Annotated in this window: 13 protein-coding genes; 6 read left to right on the top strand and 7 right to left on the bottom strand. The window is 62.8% G+C overall.

Features of this window, described 5'->3' with window-relative positions; translation table 11 throughout:
* The first annotated feature begins 152 nt into the window (after positions 1-152).
* The 3 genes from PQQ53_RS11620 to yoaA all read left to right on the top strand — a co-directional run bounded on the left by PQQ53_RS11620 (position 153) and on the right by yoaA (position 3788).
* Positions 153-1094, top strand: a complete 942-nt coding sequence (locus PQQ53_RS11620; protein WP_408144099.1) for a hypothetical protein — start codon at positions 153-155, stop codon at positions 1092-1094.
* A gap of 135 nt (positions 1095-1229) precedes the next feature.
* Entirely contained in the window at positions 1230-1448 is a 219-nt protein-coding gene (locus PQQ53_RS11615; RefSeq protein ID WP_042322843.1) for a DUF465 domain-containing protein, read from the top strand.
* A gap of 63 nt (positions 1449-1511) precedes the next feature.
* The gene (gene yoaA / locus PQQ53_RS11610; protein ID WP_408144101.1) at positions 1512-3788 is read left to right on the top strand and encodes a DNA repair helicase YoaA; all 2277 of its coding nucleotides are present in this window, start codon (positions 1512-1514) and stop codon (positions 3786-3788) included.
* Positions 3789-3937: 149 nt separating this feature from the next.
* Here yoaA and PQQ53_RS11605 read toward each other — a convergent pair whose 3' ends face one another.
* Both PQQ53_RS11605 and PQQ53_RS11600 read right to left on the bottom strand, forming a co-directional pair.
* Positions 3938-4201, bottom strand: a complete 264-nt coding sequence (locus PQQ53_RS11605) for a hypothetical protein (RefSeq protein WP_168669870.1) — start codon at positions 4199-4201, stop codon at positions 3938-3940.
* Between the two features lie 235 nt (positions 4202-4436).
* Positions 4437-5687: a JmjC domain-containing protein gene (locus PQQ53_RS11600; RefSeq protein ID WP_408324159.1), complete on the bottom strand. Its 1251-nt coding sequence runs from the start codon at positions 5685-5687 to the stop codon at positions 4437-4439.
* A gap of 32 nt (positions 5688-5719) precedes the next feature.
* Here PQQ53_RS11600 and PQQ53_RS11595 point away from each other — a divergent pair, with 32 nt between their 5' ends.
* On the top strand, positions 5720-6259 hold the full coding sequence (locus PQQ53_RS11595; protein WP_121317423.1) for an FKBP-type peptidyl-prolyl cis-trans isomerase: 540 nt from the start codon (positions 5720-5722) through the stop codon (positions 6257-6259).
* On the opposite strand, the gene PQQ53_RS11590 is transcribed toward PQQ53_RS11595, so the two are convergent.
* The 4 genes from PQQ53_RS11590 to PQQ53_RS11575 all read right to left on the bottom strand — a co-directional run bounded on the left by PQQ53_RS11590 (position 6239) and on the right by PQQ53_RS11575 (position 12280).
* Positions 6239-7636, bottom strand: a complete 1398-nt coding sequence (locus tag PQQ53_RS11590; protein ID WP_408324157.1) for a metallophosphoesterase family protein — start codon at positions 7634-7636, stop codon at positions 6239-6241. The two genes, PQQ53_RS11595 and PQQ53_RS11590, sit on opposite strands and share 21 nt — an antisense overlap.
* Complete coding sequence (mutS, locus tag PQQ53_RS11585) at positions 7623-10313, bottom strand: DNA mismatch repair protein MutS (RefSeq protein ID WP_408144108.1); 2691 nt, start codon at positions 10311-10313, stop codon at positions 7623-7625. Before mutS ends, PQQ53_RS11590 begins: the two co-directional genes overlap by 14 nt.
* Positions 10314-10472: 159 nt before the next feature.
* Positions 10473-11771: a lysophospholipid transporter LplT gene (gene lplT, locus PQQ53_RS11580; protein WP_408324155.1), complete on the bottom strand. Its 1299-nt coding sequence runs from the start codon at positions 11769-11771 to the stop codon at positions 10473-10475.
* A 344-nt stretch (positions 11772-12115) separates the two neighbouring features.
* Positions 12116-12280: a hypothetical protein gene (locus PQQ53_RS11575; RefSeq protein WP_408144112.1), complete on the bottom strand. Its 165-nt coding sequence runs from the start codon at positions 12278-12280 to the stop codon at positions 12116-12118.
* Positions 12281-12913: 633 nt separating this feature from the next.
* Here PQQ53_RS11575 and PQQ53_RS11570 point away from each other — a divergent pair.
* Positions 12914-13288: a tetratricopeptide repeat protein gene (locus PQQ53_RS11570; protein WP_408324153.1), complete on the top strand. Its 375-nt coding sequence runs from the start codon at positions 12914-12916 to the stop codon at positions 13286-13288.
* A gap of 223 nt (positions 13289-13511) precedes the next feature.
* Positions 13512-13991 carry a glycosyltransferase family protein gene (locus PQQ53_RS11565; protein WP_408324152.1) on the top strand — a complete coding sequence of 160 codons (480 nt, stop codon included), beginning with the start codon at positions 13512-13514 and terminating at the stop codon, positions 13989-13991.
* 69 nt (positions 13992-14060) lie between these two features.
* On the opposite strand, the gene PQQ53_RS11560 is transcribed toward PQQ53_RS11565, so the two are convergent.
* Positions 14061-14864, bottom strand: a complete 804-nt coding sequence (locus PQQ53_RS11560; RefSeq protein ID WP_121317432.1) for an inositol monophosphatase family protein — start codon at positions 14862-14864, stop codon at positions 14061-14063.
* Positions 14865-15451 lie beyond the last annotated feature (587 nt).

The raw sequence follows: 15451 nt of genomic DNA, 5'->3' as shown, positions 1-15451 counted from the left end.
CACCGGGTTTGTCGCCGGTATTGCCAGAATCGCCGCTGTTTTCGTCGCGTTTGTCGCTCACCTCGATGGTGTCGGCGGCGCGCGCCGCGCTTGGGTCCATGTTCCGGTCTACGTTCCGGTCCACCTTCGGGTCCACTATCATCGCGCAGCGGATGTTCGCCGTATCGTGCGCGTCGTGTGTGATGGCGGCCGCGCTGGCCCTGTCCGCAACACCGGTCGCGGCGCAAACGCCGGCGTCGGCGGGCAATAGCCCGGCGGTGCCCGCGGAGGCTGTAGCGCCGGCAGCAGCAACAACCGCGCAGGACGAAGCGCCGGCCGGCGACGCGGACACCGACAGCGCGGCGAGTGCCGATAGCGCGAGCGACGCGGCCGCACCGGACAACTCGTTCGAAGCGCGGCAACGCGCGCTGGATCAGCGCAGCGACGAGAACAACTACACCTACGGCGTCGCGCAGCACAATTGCTACAGCCGGTTCTTCGTCAATCACTGCCTGAACCGGGCGCGCGACAGCATGCGTGCGGTGCAGGCGGAGATTCGCAAGGAACAGCTCGCGCTCGACGGCGAGCAGCGTGCGCAACGCGCGCGCGCGCGCGACGAACGGGCCGCGCTGCGCCGCGCCCGCAACGAAGCGGATGCGCCGCAGCGTGCCGCCGAAGATACGCGCAACGAACAGGCTTACCAGGACAAGCAGCGTCAGCACGCGATCGATCAGGCACAACGCGGCGCCGAAGCGCCGCAACGCGCGGCCAACGCGCAGGCCTACGAGGACAAGCAGCGCCAGCATGCGATCGATCAGGCGCAGCGTGGCATCAGCCCGTCGCAGGCGGCGGCCAATCAGCAGGCCTACGATCAGAAGCAGTCCGACTATCAGCGCAAGCTCGAGGAAGCGCGGCAGCAGGGCGCGCAGAAGGCGCAGGAGCGCGTTGAGAAGCAGCAGAGCTTCGAGAAGAAGCAGGTCGATGCCGCCCAGCACAAGGCCGATGTGGAAGCGCGTCAGAAGCAGGCGGCCGAGAAGGCCGAGCAGAAGCGGCAAGACCAGTTGAAGCAGCAGCAACTCGAAGAGCAGCAAAAACAGCAACAGCAGCAACAGTAAATGTGCTGTAGTGGGTCCTGGCGGGTTCTGGCCAGGACCGTAGTCCGTAGTCGCCGTAACGCGTTTTAAGCCGGACAGCAACCTCAGGCGTCGGTCTGCGCGCGCAGCCCGCGCCGCAGACGGGAGGAGGCGAGCATGCGCGATCATCACCACGTCATCAACGCGGACACACTTCGCGACCGAATTCTGCAACTGGAATCGGAGCACAGTGGGCTCGATCGGTTGATCGACCGAATGTCGGATGAGCCCGGCATCGACGACTTCGAGTTGCAGCGCCTGAAAAAGCGCAAACTCAAAGTCAAGGACACCATCATCTTGCTGCAATTGCAGCTCGAACCGGACGCACGCGCCTGAGTTCGCGGCCTGGCAGGCGCCGGGCGCGCGCCGCGCGAGCCGGACTTTGCAGGAACGCTTGCCTTGAATTCACCGCTTGAAACTTCATCCCGGCGCACGTCGGACGACGACACCGCAGCAGCTACCGGCACGCCGGCGCCGCGTCCTGGCGCGTCCGCGCTGAGCGCGTCGTTGAATCCGCGGCGCGTCGCCGAGCTGGATCAGATCTTCGCCGACGACGGTCTGCTGGCCCGGCAGATCGACGGCTATCGCTCGCGGGCCTCGCAGATCGAAATGTCGCGCGCAGTCGCCGCGGCGATGGAAGCGTCGGGCCGCGCGATGCCCGAGCCCGCGATGTTCGAGGCGCAGAAGCGTCCTGCACGGCGTCTGCAGACGGCCGGCGCGGCCGGCGCCGAGGCCGCGGCCGACGCCTCTGAAAACACCGGAGCGAGCGGACTCGACGGCAGTGAGAACACGCTGATCGTCGAAGCGGGCACGGGCACCGGCAAGACCTATGCGTACCTCGTGCCGGCCATGCTGTGGGGTGGCAAGGTGATCGTCTCCACCGGCACCAAGCACTTGCAGGACCAGCTCTTCCAGCGCGACATTCCGACCGTGCGCGACGCGCTCGCGGTGCCGGTGTCGGTCGCGATGCTCAAGGGGCGCGCCAACTACCTGTGCCACTACTATCTGCAGCGCACCGCGGATAACGGCCGTCTGCCGTCGCGCCAGGAAACCTCGTATCTGCAGGACATCGTGCGCTTCGCGAAGATCACGCGCACCGGCGACAAGGCCGAACTCGCGAGCGTGCCGGAAACGGCGGCGGTGTGGTCGATGGTCACGTCGACGCGCGAAAACTGTCTCGGCCAGGAGTGTCCGCATTACAAAGACTGCTTCGTGATGCAGGCGCGCCGCGAAGCGCAGCAGGCCGATATCGTGGTGGTCAACCATCACCTGTTTTTCGCCGACATCATGTTGCGCGACACCGGCATGGCCGAACTGCTGCCCACCGCGAACACCGTCATCTTCGACGAAGCGCATCAGCTGCCCGAGACCGCGACGCTGTTCTTCGGCGAGACGCTGTCGACCACGCAGTTTCTCGAGCTCGCGCGCGACTCGGTCGCCGAAGGTCTGGGCCATGCGCGCGAAACGGTCGACTGGGTCAAGCTCGGGGCGACGCTCGAGCGCGCGGCGCGCGATGTGCGGCTCGCGTTCAAGGAAGACTCGGTGCGTTTGTCGATCGGCCAGTTGCCCGACGATCATCCGCTGTTCCCCGCGCTCGAAACGCTCGAAACCGAACTCGACGCATTGGCTACCGCGTTGGCGGGGCAGGCCGAACGCGCCGAGTCGATCGGCGCGTGTCTGCGTCGTGCGCGTGAATTGCAGGGGGTGCTGGCCGGCTGGACCACGCCGCCCACCGCGACCGAGCGCAATGCCGCCGACGCACAGCAGGCCACCTCGAACGACGGCAACGCCGAACGCGCGGACCCGAACGAAAAGGTGCGCTGGATCGAAGTCTTCTCCCATACCGTGCAGTTGCACGAGACGCCACTGTCGGTCGCGCCGATCTTCGCGAAGCAGCGCGCCGGCGTGCCGCGTGCGTGGATCTTCACGTCGGCGACGTTGTCGGTGCGCGGCGACTTCACGCACTACGCCGCGCAGATGGGTCTGAACGCCAGGCGCTCGATGACGCTGCCCAGTCCCTTCGACTATCCGACGCAGGGGCTTCTGTACGTGCCGCGCAACTTGCCGCAGCCTTCCTCGCCGATGTTTACCGACGCCGTGTTCGACGCCGCGTTGCCCGCGATCGAAGCCTCGGGCGGCGGCGTCTTCATGTTGTGCACGACGCTGCGCGCGGTGGATCGCATCTCGGCGAAGTTGCGCGACACGATCGAAGCGCGCGGCTGGAACTACCCGCTGCTTGTGCAGGGCGATGCGAGCCGCACCGAGTTGCTCGACCGCTTCCGCTCGTACGGCAATGCGATTCTGGTGGGTAGCCAGAGCTTCTGGGAAGGGGTGGACGTGCGCGGTGATGCGCTGTCGCTAGTGGTGATCGACAAGCTGCCGTTTGCGCCGCCTGACGATCCGGTGCTGTCGGCGCGGCTCGATGCGTTGACGAAGAAAGGCTTGAGCCCGTTTGCCGTGCATCAGTTGCCGCAGGCCGTGATCACGCTGAAGCAGGGCGCGGGCCGTCTGATTCGCGCGGAGACCGATCGCGGTGTGCTGATGATCTGCGACACGCGCCTCGTCGACAAGCCGTATGGACGTCGTATCTGGCAAAGCCTGCCGCCGTTCAAACGTACCCGTGAGATCGAGGTGGTGCGCGAGTTCTTCGAAGAGAATTCGACGCCGGTTCAATAGGCCGGATGTGGGTCGAACCGCCGTTGAAAAACGGCGCCTGAATGGCAAAACGCCACGGATGTGAATCCGTGGCGTTTTGCTTTACCACCCGCGAAATCGGGAAGATTTCGCGGTGCGGTTTCGCCCAGAGGCGAGCCCTAAGCTACAGCTTAGTTGCTTGCAGCCGAAGCCGGAGCAGCAGCCGAAGCAGCAGCGCCTGCGTCCGAAGCAGCAGCGCCTGCATCCGAAGCAGCAGCCGTAGCCGAAGCAGCAGCGTCGCTCGCAGCAGCAGCCGAATCGGAAGCTGCAGCAGCAGCCGGTGCCGAAGCAGCAGCTGCGTCGCTAGCCGGGGCAGCGGCCTGATCGTTGCTCTTGTTGCATGCAGCCAGTGCCACAGCTGCCAACAGGGATGCTACGAGGAGGGATTTCTTCATGATCACGTCCTTTTATGGTTTAAAGGTAAGCAACAGCGCAAAATAAAACCGGTAATGTGCTCCAACACCGACCTGGGCCGCTGGTGGAGACGCTCTTTCGACGAGCTGGAATCTTCCCTACGGCTTGGGCGGAAATTATATGCACTTTCGCACTGACAGTCGATAAATCCGGGGTCAATACGTTGTCTTTCTCATACAAAATTTCAACGGTACGGTATATAGCAGGCGAGCAGAGTTACGCAAGCTCGCCCACTTGTATCCAGCCCGCACAATACCACTCGTGTAGCAGTGCTGTCACCGACGAATCGTGTGAGAGTGTTACAAAGCGTTTCGCACTCAAGCACCGGTGATCCGCGAGATCAAACAGCCATTTTTTTGCGCCATCAAATGACGTTTCTTCTCCATTTACGAAGAAAAAACGGCGGTTGTACAACAGATTGGTCTTGCGGTCGAGCCGCAGGCCGGACTTCGCTGCCTGACTGATAAAACGGGCTTCGTTGAGCGGCCTTTGCGGCGGATCAAACACGACACTCGGCTTCGGTTCGCTGAGATAGGTGCCAAGGAACGACGCAATATCCTGCTCTTTCCATTTGATGCCAGCAAGGATTGCGCCAACCTTCTCGACCAGCGCCGCCGGCAACTCCGCAGGACGGTCGACGGCGGGCTGCTGCGGATCGCGGTAAAGCGCGCCGGTCTTGCCCGCCGATTCGCCGCGCTCGGCCAGATGGTAGAGAAACTGCGCGGTCAACTCGCTCGCGGCAGGGGCGCGAAAGCCGATCGAGCAGGTCATGCATTCGCCTTCCGCGATGCCGTCATGCGCGATGCGCGGCGGCAGATACAGCATATCGCCCGGCTCGAGCAGCCATTCCTCTTCGGCCTGGAAATTCTGTAAAACTTTCAAAGGCAGGCCGGCTTGCAAGGTCAGATCTTTCTGCGAGCTGATGCGCCAGCGCCGCTTGCCTTTTACTTGCAAAAGAAACACATCGTAGGAATCGAAGTGGGGGCCTACGCCGCCGCCATCGGTTGCGTACGAGATCATCAGGTCGTCGAGGCGCGCGTCCGGCACGAAGCGGAAGCGGTCGAGCAACGCGCGCGCGCGATCGTCGTAAAGATCCACGCCTTGCACGAGCAGCGTCCACGCGCGCTGCTTCACCGAGGGCAGTTCGTCGGGCGCGAACGGGCCGTGCTCGAGCTGCCATTTGTTGCGGAAGTGAGTGATCAGGCGCGCTTCGACTTCGTCCTGATCGGCCAGTTCAAAGAATTCGTCACGTGAGAGCGGCGCCTCGACGTTCGGAATCGCCTGGCGAATCAGCAACGGCTTTTTTTGCCAGTACCGGCGCATGAATTGCGACGGACTCAAATTGCCGAGCAACGCAGTCGGCGTGTCGGGCGAGGGTGGAAGAACGGCAAGCGCCGGCTTTGAAGCCGGCGACGAATTCCGTGCCGAAGCTGCATCGGCCGGGTGGTCTGTGGGCCGCTTGGGCATCGTATAATGTGAGTTGTATTCTGGAGAATCGAATGAAAATCGCAAAGAACACCGTCGTGTCGGTCGCTTACAAGCTATCGGATGCGCAGGGCAATCTGATTGAAGAAAGCGACGAGCCGATGGTCTATCTGCACGGCGGCTATGATGGCACGTTCCCCAAGATCGAGGAAGAGCTCGACGGCCACGAGGCCGGCTTCGAGACTCAGATCCAGCTCGAACCGCAAGACGCGTTCGGCGAGTACGATGCCGATCTCGTGAAGATCGAGCCGCGCGATCGTTTCCCGGAACCGCTTGAAGTCGGCATGCAATTCGAAGGCACGCCGGAAGAAGGCGACGAGGATCTCGACTCGCTCGTCTACGTGGTGACCGAAGTCGCGGAAGACAAGGTCGTGCTCGACGGCAACCATCCGCTCGCGGGCATGGCGCTGCGTTTCGCGCTGACCGTGAAAGACGTACGCCCGGCTACCGAAGACGAAATCCAGCACGAGCATGCGCATGGTGCTGACGGCCTCGAAATCCTCGACGAAGACGACGAGGAAGACGAAGACAAGTCAGGGCCCACTCTGCACTGAACTTGCCGGCACGCCGCCGGGCACGCTCGAGCCTGATGAGGTGCCGGGCGCGTGCGGCGTGGAGGCCGGGGCGGGCGGCGCCGACATCGCCGGTCCATATCCGCCGCCGCCCTGATCGGCCGGCAGGCGCGGCACTTGGTCCGGTTGCGGCTCGCCGGGAGTCTGCAGTAGCGGCGGCAATTCCGATGCCGGTCCGAGTGCGGGTACGGCCGGCATCGAAGCAGCCGGTTCCTCGCGCGGCCATGCCGGTTGCGTCGCGGGCATCGGCATATGCTTCGGCACATCGCGCACGCTCACACGGAACGGCGGTTTCCTGCCGGGCTCCGCTTCAATCTGAATCCATTGGTTAAGACGATCATGCGGCGCAAGCGCGACTCGCGTGAGATTCGTCACCAGCATCCCCTTGTCATTGCGTAGCGGCTGATCGATCACGAAGCCGCCGTTGGCGCGTTCGTCGTCCTCGTGTATTACCAGTATGGGTCCGTGGAAAATCTGCGCGAGCTTGACAAGGCTGCGTTTGAATTCCATGAAGCCGTCGCGGCGAGGGCTGTGCGCAAAGCGCAGCCACGCGAAACGGTCAGGCCGTTCGTAACGTTCCGGATCGAAGTCGCCCTGAAGGAATACGACGATCGCGCGCGCGTCGCGGCGTTTGGCGTATTCGCCGGCGTGTTCGAGCCAGAAGGCATTGGCGATGACCCGGTCTTCGAATTCACCGTTGCGGCCGCCCGCCGTCAGATAGTGATTGTTCGGGCTCGGCGCATTCAGGCCGACGAACACGATGTCGCCGGGCTTGTCACCTTTGTCGCCCGAGTTGTCGTTGGATAACCAGCGCACGTTCTCGCGAAACGGCCGAAAGCGCGAGACTTCGCTTTCGCGCGTCAACGCGATCGGATTCTGGCCCATCGACGTGGCGTCCGCGAACAAAGTCTGACGCAGCAGGTCGAGCCTTTCGACCGGGTCGAAGCCACCGGCTTCGGCCGTGCCGCAATCGACCCAGTCATGTTGGCCCGGAATGAAGAATAGAGGGATGCGCGAGGTTTCGAGCAGCGTGTGACGGCGCTCGTAGAGCGCATCGCGGCAGGCTTCTTTCGGTCCCTTCAGATTGCCGTTGTAGACGATGAACGACACGTCGCGCTCGCGGTTGATCGCCTCGATCAGCCGCTGCGTGGCGGGTTCGTCGGCGGGGCCGTGCATCGTGTTGGCGACGACCGCGAAGGTAAAGCGCGGCGCCGCGGCGTAGGCGGGCGTGGCGAATGCGATGAGTCCCGCGAGAGACAGAAGTCCCGCGAGAGCGCCGATCAACGCGAAAGCGAAAGTCAGCGCCGCGCGAATTCCGCGCGGGCGCTGTGAGGGCCTGTGTGCGTCAATGATCCGCATCCGGCGCGGCGGCCAGTTCGTGCAGCTCGTACAGCAGATCGAGTGCTTCGCGCGGGCGCAGATCGTTGGGGTCGATGCCGCGCAAACGTTCGACGAGCGCCTGCATCGCGGGCGATGCCGACGCTTGTGCGGACCCGGCGTCGTGTTCAACATCGTCCGCGTCTTCGACCAGCATCGGCATGGGCGCGGCGAACAGATCGAGTTGCGGCGCGGGCTGCGCCGCCGACTGCTGTTCGAGATGGGCGAGATGCTTGCGCGCCGCGCGAATCACCGCGTTCGGCACGCCCGCGAGCTGCGCGACCTGCAGACCGTAGCTCTGATTGGCCGGACCTTCGCTGACCGCGTGCAGGAACACGATACCGTGTCCATGTTCGACCGCCGACAGATGGACGTTGGCAGCATGCGGAAACTCGGCCGGCAACTGCGTCAGTTCGAAGTAGTGCGTGGCGAACAGCGTATGGCAGCCATTGTGCGCAAGCAGATGCCGCGCGATGGCCCACGCCAGCGCGAGCCCGTCGAACGTCGACGTGCCGCGGCCGATTTCATCCATCAGCACGAGGCTTTGCGGCGTGGCGTCGTTCAGGATCGCAGCGGCTTCGGTCATCTCGACCATGAAGGTCGAGCGGCCGCCGGCCAGGTCGTCGGCCGCGCCGATGCGTGTGAAGATGCGGTCGATCGGGCCGAACGCCGCGCGCCGCGCCGGCACATAGCTGCCCACGTACGCGAGCAGGGCGATCAACGCGGTCTGGCGCATGAAGGTCGATTTACCGCCCATGTTCGGGCCGGTGATCAGCAGCAGTTTGCGCTCGGGCGTAAGCGTGCAGTCGTTGGCGATGAACTGCTCGACCTGCGCCTCGACGACCGGGTGCCGTCCCTGTTCGATCTCGATGCCGGTGTCCGGCGAAAACGTCGGCGCCACCCAGTCGAGCGCGCGGGCGCGCTCGGCGAAGGCGGCGAGCAGATCGAGTTCGGCGAGCGCCGAGGCGACCCGCTGGCAATCCGGGATGAAGGGCAGCAGCGTTTGCAGCAGCGCGTCGTACAGCGAACGTTCGCGGGCGAGCGCGCGCTCCTGTGCCGACAGCGCCTTGTCCTCGAAAGTCTTCAGTTCCGGCGTGATGTAGCGCTCGGCGTTTTTCAGCGTTTGACGGCGGCGATAGTCGTCGGGCACCTTGTCGGTCTGGCCGCGCGTGACTTCGATATAGAAGCCATGCACCTTGTTGTATTCGACGCGCAGATTGCCGATCCCGGTACGTGTGCGCTCACGCGTTTCGAGGTCGATCAGGAACTGTCCGCAGTTTTCCGAAATATCGCGGAGTTCGTCGAGTTCCGCATCGTAGCCTCGCGCGATCACGCCACCGTCGCGCACCATCGCCGCGGGCTCCTGCGCGACCGCACGCGTGAGCAGTTCGACGCAGGCTTGCGGCGGTTCGAGCGACGCATCGATGCGCGCGAGCGAATCCGCGTTCGACGACACGGCCGCGAGTTGCGCACGCAGTTCGGGCAGTGCGATGAAAGTGTCGCGCAGACTGGACAGATCGCGCGGGCGCGCCGACAGCAGGGCGAGCCGCCCTGTGATCCGTTCGATATCCGAAATCTTCCGCAACGCGCCGCGCAGCGTGTCGACGTCCGCGCCCGGCGGCGCGTCGAGCAATGCGCCGATCGCCTGCTGACGCCCCTGCGCCACCGCGGACTCGCGCGGCGGATGATGCAGCCAGTGACGCAGCAGACGGCTGCCCATGGTCGTGCAGCAGGTGTCGAGCAGCGAACACAGCGTGGGCGATTCGGTGCCGCGCAGCGTTTCGGTGAGTTCGAGGTTGCGGCGCGTGGCAGGGTCGAGGCCGATATATTCCGATTCGTACTCGACCTTCAGACTGCGCACGTGACGCAGTTGCTGTCCCTGTGTGGACGCCGCATACAGCAGCAGCGCGCCGGCCGCGCCGCACGCGCAGGTCAGCGAATGCGCGCCGAAGCCGTCGAGGCCCGCCACTTCCAGCTGATCGCACAGGCGCTGCGTGCCCGAGGCGATATCGAAATGCCAGACCGGCACGCGTGTCAGCGCACTCGCGTTCACGGGCGGCGTCCAGCTTGCGGAATCGGAGGGCGTGTCGGCGACCAGAATTTCGGCGGGACGAATCCGCTCCAGTGCGGCCGCCACCTGGTCGGGCGCGACTTCCGCGAGGCGCAGCGCGCCGCTCGCCAGATTCAGCCACGCGAGGCCGACGCTGGTCGCGACGCCGCGCCGGTTGTGCGCGACGCACATGGCGAGCAGATAGACGTCGTTCTTGTCGGACAGGAGCGCTGCGTCCGTCAGCGTGCCCGGCGTGACCACGCGCACCACCTTGCGCTCGACCGGGCCCTTCGACGTGGCCGGGTCGCCGATCTGCTCGCAAATCGCGACGGATTCGCCGAGCTTCACCAGCTTGGCGAGGTACTGTTCGACCGCGTGATGCGGCACGCCCGCCATCTTGATCGGATTGCCGCCCGACGCGCCCCGTTGCGTGAGCGTCAGATCGAGCAGACGCGAGGCTTTTTCCGCGTCTTCGAAAAAGAGTTCGTAGAAGTCGCCCATCCGGTAGAACACCAGCGTGCCCGGATGCTCTGCCTTGATGCGCAAATACTGCTGCATCATCGGCGTGTGTTGTGCGACGTCGTTGGCCGCTGCGGTTTGAATGCCCATCCTCGGTGTCTTCTTGCGTTAGCTGTTCAGGGCGTGAGTTTAACCCGCCGGCGCAGCGAGCGGACCCTGGCCGGATGGCCAATCCGCGCAGCGGTTCGTCCCGCGCGGTGCAGCGGCTTGCGCGCGCTCGAATGCGCACGGCGTGCCGCTGCGATGGCGTCATTCCCCGGCCATCGCCCGCATGTCCACCGTGCGCTCGTTCACCGCACTGCGCCGTTTGGCGAGCCACATCATGAACGTGATGAAGCTGCCGAACACGACGATGATCCATTGCGCCGGCATCTTCGCGGTGAGCAGCAGCGCATAGGCGCCGAGCATCAGCAGCACGGCGAGGTTCTGGTTGAAATTCTGTACGGCGATCGAATGGCCCGCGGACAGCAGCGTCGCGCCGCGATGCTGAAGAATCGCGTTCATCGGCACGATGAAAAAGCCCGAGAGCGCGCCGAGCAGGATCATCAGCGGATACGCGAGCAGGATATAGAACGGCGCGACGTACGAGCCGATCCGGATGCCAGCGCCCGGCGGGAACAGGTCCTTGTTGTAGAAGGCCATCGCGATCGCCACCGCGCCGGTCAGAATGCCGACCGGCAGCACCCGCAGCGACTTGCGCAATGGAATCAGCGCGGCCGCCGCGGCTGCGCCGGCCGCGATGCCGAGCCCTGTCACCCCTTGCATCACCGCCGCCTTCGATAGCGATAGTCCGAGGTTCACATTGGCCCATTTGAGCACCAGCAATTGCAGCGTCACCGCGCCACCCCACATCAAGGTGGTGACCCACAGCGCGATCTGCGCGAGTTTGTCGGCCCACAGCACGTTGAAGCAGTGATAGAAATCGCCGACCAGCTTCGTGGGTTCTGACAGACGATTCGGATAACGCGCGCCGGTATCGGGAATGAACATGTTGATCGCGGCGGCGATCGCGTAGGTGATCATCACCGCGAACATCGCCAGATCGGCGGCGGAGCGGATTAGCGGCAGGTGCGCATGGGCGACGAATCTGTCGGCGAAGCTGCTGATCAGCGCGCCGCCCACCATGGTGCCGACGATGGTCGAGAGGACCGTCGCCGATTCAAGCCACGCGTTCGCCTTGACGAGCTTTTCCGCGGGCAGCAGTTCGGTGAGGATGCCGTACTTGGCGGGCGAATACGCGGCCGCGCCGAAGCCGACCACGCCGTAGGCGATCATCGGGTGAACGCCTGCGATCATCATCAGACAGCCGCTCGCCTTCAGCGCATTCGAGATGAACATCACGTGGCGCTTTTGCAGCGAGTCGGCGAATGCGCCGACGAACGGCGCGAGCAGCACGTACGAGACGGTGAAGAAGATCTGCAGAAGCGGGGTGACCCAGGCGGCCGAGCGGATCACGGAGAGCAGCGCGATGGCGGCGATCAACAGGGCATTGTCCGCGAGCGACGAAATGAACTGCGCCGCGATGATCGTGTAGAAGCCTTTGGACATGAATGGCGGTATGCGTTATCTGACGCGGTGGAGCGGGAGCTTGCCTGACTTGGGGGAATCCTTTCCCCCCGCAATTCCCCGCACGATTAGGCGAGGGGGACAGCATACCCGGCTTGTGTCAAAGGCGTGACGGATCGTTCATCCGATGCTGTCATTTCCACGCCGGGACAGATCAGCACCAATCCTGTTTTCGAGAATATGACGGATTACCTGTTCAGTCGATGAATTGACGGATTATTCATTCTATTTTGCAGTGCAATTGCACTGTATTTCAAAAACGCGTTCCTCCACCATGAAAGATGGTTGAATTGACTTTGCCCGCTTTATTTAAAATTGTTATTTTATTAATTGGAAAAAGTCATAATGAAAAATTGGTAAACAGTGACGATATCCGGGTTGAATCTGCGCCGCTGGTGGCGCGCGTGCAGACGACGTGCGCAAAGTGTGCGCAGGCCTTGCAGCAGGAGGGGCGTGAGGTCGAATGCCCAGCTCGACAACGCGGTGGACATGGTGCTGTCCGCGCTGGTCTACGTCTCGGTCACGGCAATGCCGATCACGTGCAGGCCCTTGTCCGATACGCGATAAATGTCAGGGATCGTCAGGTTTATTCGCGCTGCATGATCTGCGAGCAATTTTTAGATTCGTGTCATTGCTTTCTCACGAATACAGTCCGCGCGCCCCCGACAAAGCCTGTAGGGCGGTGACGAAGACCACGCCCACGCCTGGGCCGGTCTTTCCGGCTGTAGATTCGTGCAGCGAGGCTGTCTCATTTATATTGCATTGGCTAGTGCATGCTCGTTGTAGACGATCCCAAGGCACAGGGTTCCATCTCGTCTTCGGCAACAGAGCAAGCCTCAAACGGCGGAAAGGTCGACTGAGATGGTATGATTTCTATTTAATGACGCCGCTCGGGCCGCGAAATTAAAGTTCGATCTGTACTTTAGAGATTATTTCGTCATGCAACGAAACTCATCCGCACTTGCGAGCGCAGCACGCAAACTGGACGCTGATAATTTTTCCGTTTTTTCATTGATTAGGGTTGCCAGAAGTTGTTAATTATCGAGACAGATTAACAATGAAGTACACCTCTGCTGTTGAATGTTCGAATCAAGTTGTCGCCCTCTACAGAAAGGGGGACTTCAATGCGGCTCTTGATGCTGCAATATCATCCAGCAGATGCCGAAATATTAAATATCGCGCGGGCGCGCGCATTTCAAATGGGCCGATTGGACAGTGCAGGCGTCTGCTGGTCCCAAGCCGTTGAAAAAAATCCAGATAGCGCGAATGCGCAGACCAACATGGGCTTGGCGCATAGAAGCCGAAAATGTCTTTCGGAGGCGGAAGCATGCTTTCGACGTGCGCTGGCGATCAACTCAGATCATATGGCCGCTTTGTTTAATCTTGGCGACACGCTTCGTATCCAGAGGCGCCTTGGTGAAGCAGAAGCGACATATCGTCAGGCTATCGGTGTTAATCATGATAATGCTGACGCGTTTGCGAAATGGGTTTTCTGTTAAAAGATTTCGGACGTTTCGCAGAAACCGAGGTGGCCTACCGGCACGCTCTCGGTAGTTCTCCGGATAATGCCACTTATAAACTGCAGCTCGGCGTGCTGCTCTTGTATGCAGGGCGATGGTCGGAGGGAGGGGCACTTTTCGAGGCCCGCCTGGATAAGGGATTTAAAGGGGTTTTGTGCATCCTCCTTTGATCGGATTCCCTCGGTGGCAAGGCGAATCATTGATGGGAAAGACCTTGCTCATCTTGCCCGAGCAGGGATTCGGAGATCAAATTCAACTGGTCAGATACGCTGGCGTATTGAAGCATCGCGGAGCGAAACGCATTACCCTCGTCTGCAAGCCTGAAATTCGAGCGATATTTGAATCTGTCGAAGGCATAGACTCGGTAATCTCCACTATCGTATTTAATACTTCCAGATGTCAGGCACACGATTTTTGGAGGTACATACATAGCACTCCATTCCTGCCCGGAACAACTGCAGCAACTATCCCTGCGAGTTTGCCTTACCTGAGCGTGCCAAAGAAAAGGATTGAGAATTGGTCGCGCCGCCTCCCCAAGTCCGGACTGAAAATCGCCGGACGAAGCAGCGCGCCGGCACGGCATCCCGCTTGTAGCACGAACGCGCATGCGATGCAGAGCCGCCAACAAAAAAGCGGCCGAAGCCGCTTTTTTGTTCAACACGCCGGCGCAGGGCCGAATTGATGCCGGTTCGAGCTTGAATCAAAGCCGAAGCAATATCGACTCAGGCCAGCACCCTGACGACAGCCGTCCTTAAGCCGACTGCTCGCGCGTGCGGCTGTAACGCGACAGGACCGGGATCATCTGCGCATAGATCTTCGGGTTGCCCGCGACGATTTCGCCGACGTGCAGGAAGTCCGAGTCGCCCGTGTAGTTGCCGACCAGACCGCCGGCTTCCGTGATCAGCAGGCTGCCCGCGGCCACGTCCCACGCACTGAGGCCTTGTTCGAAGAAGCCGTCCATGCGGCCCGCGGCGACGTTCGCCAGATCGAGCGCGGCGGCGCCCGGACGGCGCAAGCCCGCGCAGGCTTCGGTCATTTCAGCGAACTGGCGGCCGTAGGCTTCGATGCCGTCCTTTTCACGGAACGGGAAGCCGGTGCCGATCAGGCCGTCGGCGAGACGGTCGCGCTTGGCCACGCGGATGCGGCGGTCGTTCAGGAACGCGCCACGGCCGCGCGACGCGGTGTACAGGTCGTTGCGGGTCGGGTCGTAGACCACCGCCTGCGTCACGATGCCCTTGTGCGCGAGCGCGATCGACACGCAGTAGTACGGAAAACCGTGGATGAAGTTGGTGGTGCCGTCGAGCGGATCGATGATCCACTGGTACTCGGATTCGTTATCCGACTTGCCGGATTCTTCGGCGAGGATCGCATGATCGGGGTAGGCGGTCTTCAGCGTGTCGATGATCGCCGCTTCAGACGCTTTGTCGACCTCCGTGACGAAATCGTTGTGCTGCTTCTTGCTGACCTGGATCAGATCGAGGTCGAGCGACGCGCGGTTGATGATCTGGGCTGCGCGGCGCGCGGCCTTCACAGCGATATTGAGCATGGGATGCATGAGACTGATCCTTGTGCCGGGGCAGCACGGCTGCTGGCCGGTAAATGAGCGCTAAACCTGCGCTGACTGGGCGCCCGAAGAGCGCGGAAACAGCACGGAACGCGGTCCGGTACAGGACCGGTGCGCGTTCCGCCGACGGAGACGAATTGAATAAGAACGAGGCGCCCGGTTGAGCGAAGGGCCGAAACCGGGCGCGAATCCTGGTATTTTACCTGAGTCCGGGCGACGCGGCAGCGTTCGCGTTGGGGGCGGGAATTCGGCGGCGAGCGGGGCGCTTTGGGGCGCTGTGGAGCAGCCGCATGGCCGGTTCGCGGCGGCGGAGCGGGGAACGTCTGGCGGAGGGCTTCGCTTCTGCAAGGCGGTCGCCTCCCCGGCTGCCCGGCTGCCACGCGGCGGTGAAATTGCGCTCCGCCGGCAGCGGCGTGGCGAGCGCGAAGTGGCGTCGCGGGCGGCGTCACCGCTTCTGTGTGACGACCGCCTGACTCGTTGCCTGGCCGCCGCGGGCGATGAAATTGCCTTCGGCCGGCAGCGGCATGGCAACGGCGAAGTAGCGCCGCGGCCGCCACATCATTCGCCTGGCGGTGCGG

The sequence above is a fragment of the Paraburkholderia strydomiana genome (assembly GCF_046030495.1).
Classification (GTDB): domain Bacteria; phylum Pseudomonadota; class Gammaproteobacteria; order Burkholderiales; family Burkholderiaceae; genus Paraburkholderia; species Paraburkholderia strydomiana_A.
Note: the sequence above shows the minus strand (reverse complement) of the source record. Positions and strands in the feature narration are given on the sequence as shown.

Bases quoted from the DNA above. Each gene is read 5' to 3' on its own strand.
- PQQ53_RS11620 (WP_408144099.1), top strand. From the start codon at position 153: ATGTTCGCCGTATCGTGCGCGTCGTGTGTGATGGCGGCCGCGCTGGCC.
- PQQ53_RS11615 (WP_042322843.1), top strand. From the start codon at position 1,230: ATGCGCGATCATCACCACGTCATCAACGCGGACACACTTCGCGACCGA.
- PQQ53_RS11605 (WP_168669870.1), bottom strand. From the start codon at position 4,201: ATGAAGAAATCCCTCCTCGTAGCATCCCTGTTGGCAGCTGTGGCACTG.
- PQQ53_RS11600 (WP_408324159.1), bottom strand. From the start codon at position 5,687: ATGCCCAAGCGGCCCACAGACCACCCGGCCGATGCAGCTTCGGCACGG.
- PQQ53_RS11595 (WP_121317423.1), top strand. From the start codon at position 5,720: ATGAAAATCGCAAAGAACACCGTCGTGTCGGTCGCTTACAAGCTATCG.
- PQQ53_RS11590 (WP_408324157.1), bottom strand. From the start codon at position 7,636: ATGCGGATCATTGACGCACACAGGCCCTCACAGCGCCCGCGCGGAATT.
- mutS (WP_408144108.1), bottom strand. From the start codon at position 10,313: ATGGGCATTCAAACCGCAGCGGCCAACGACGTCGCACAACACACGCCG.
- lplT (WP_408324155.1), bottom strand. From the start codon at position 11,771: ATGTCCAAAGGCTTCTACACGATCATCGCGGCGCAGTTCATTTCGTCG.
- PQQ53_RS11575 (WP_408144112.1), bottom strand. From the start codon at position 12,280: ATGTCCACCGCGTTGTCGAGCTGGGCATTCGACCTCACGCCCCTCCTG.
- PQQ53_RS11570 (WP_408324153.1), top strand. From the start codon at position 12,914: ATGCGGCTCTTGATGCTGCAATATCATCCAGCAGATGCCGAAATATTA.
- PQQ53_RS11565 (WP_408324152.1), top strand. From the start codon at position 13,512: ATGGGAAAGACCTTGCTCATCTTGCCCGAGCAGGGATTCGGAGATCAA.
- PQQ53_RS11560 (WP_121317432.1), bottom strand. From the start codon at position 14,864: ATGCATCCCATGCTCAATATCGCTGTGAAGGCCGCGCGCCGCGCAGCC.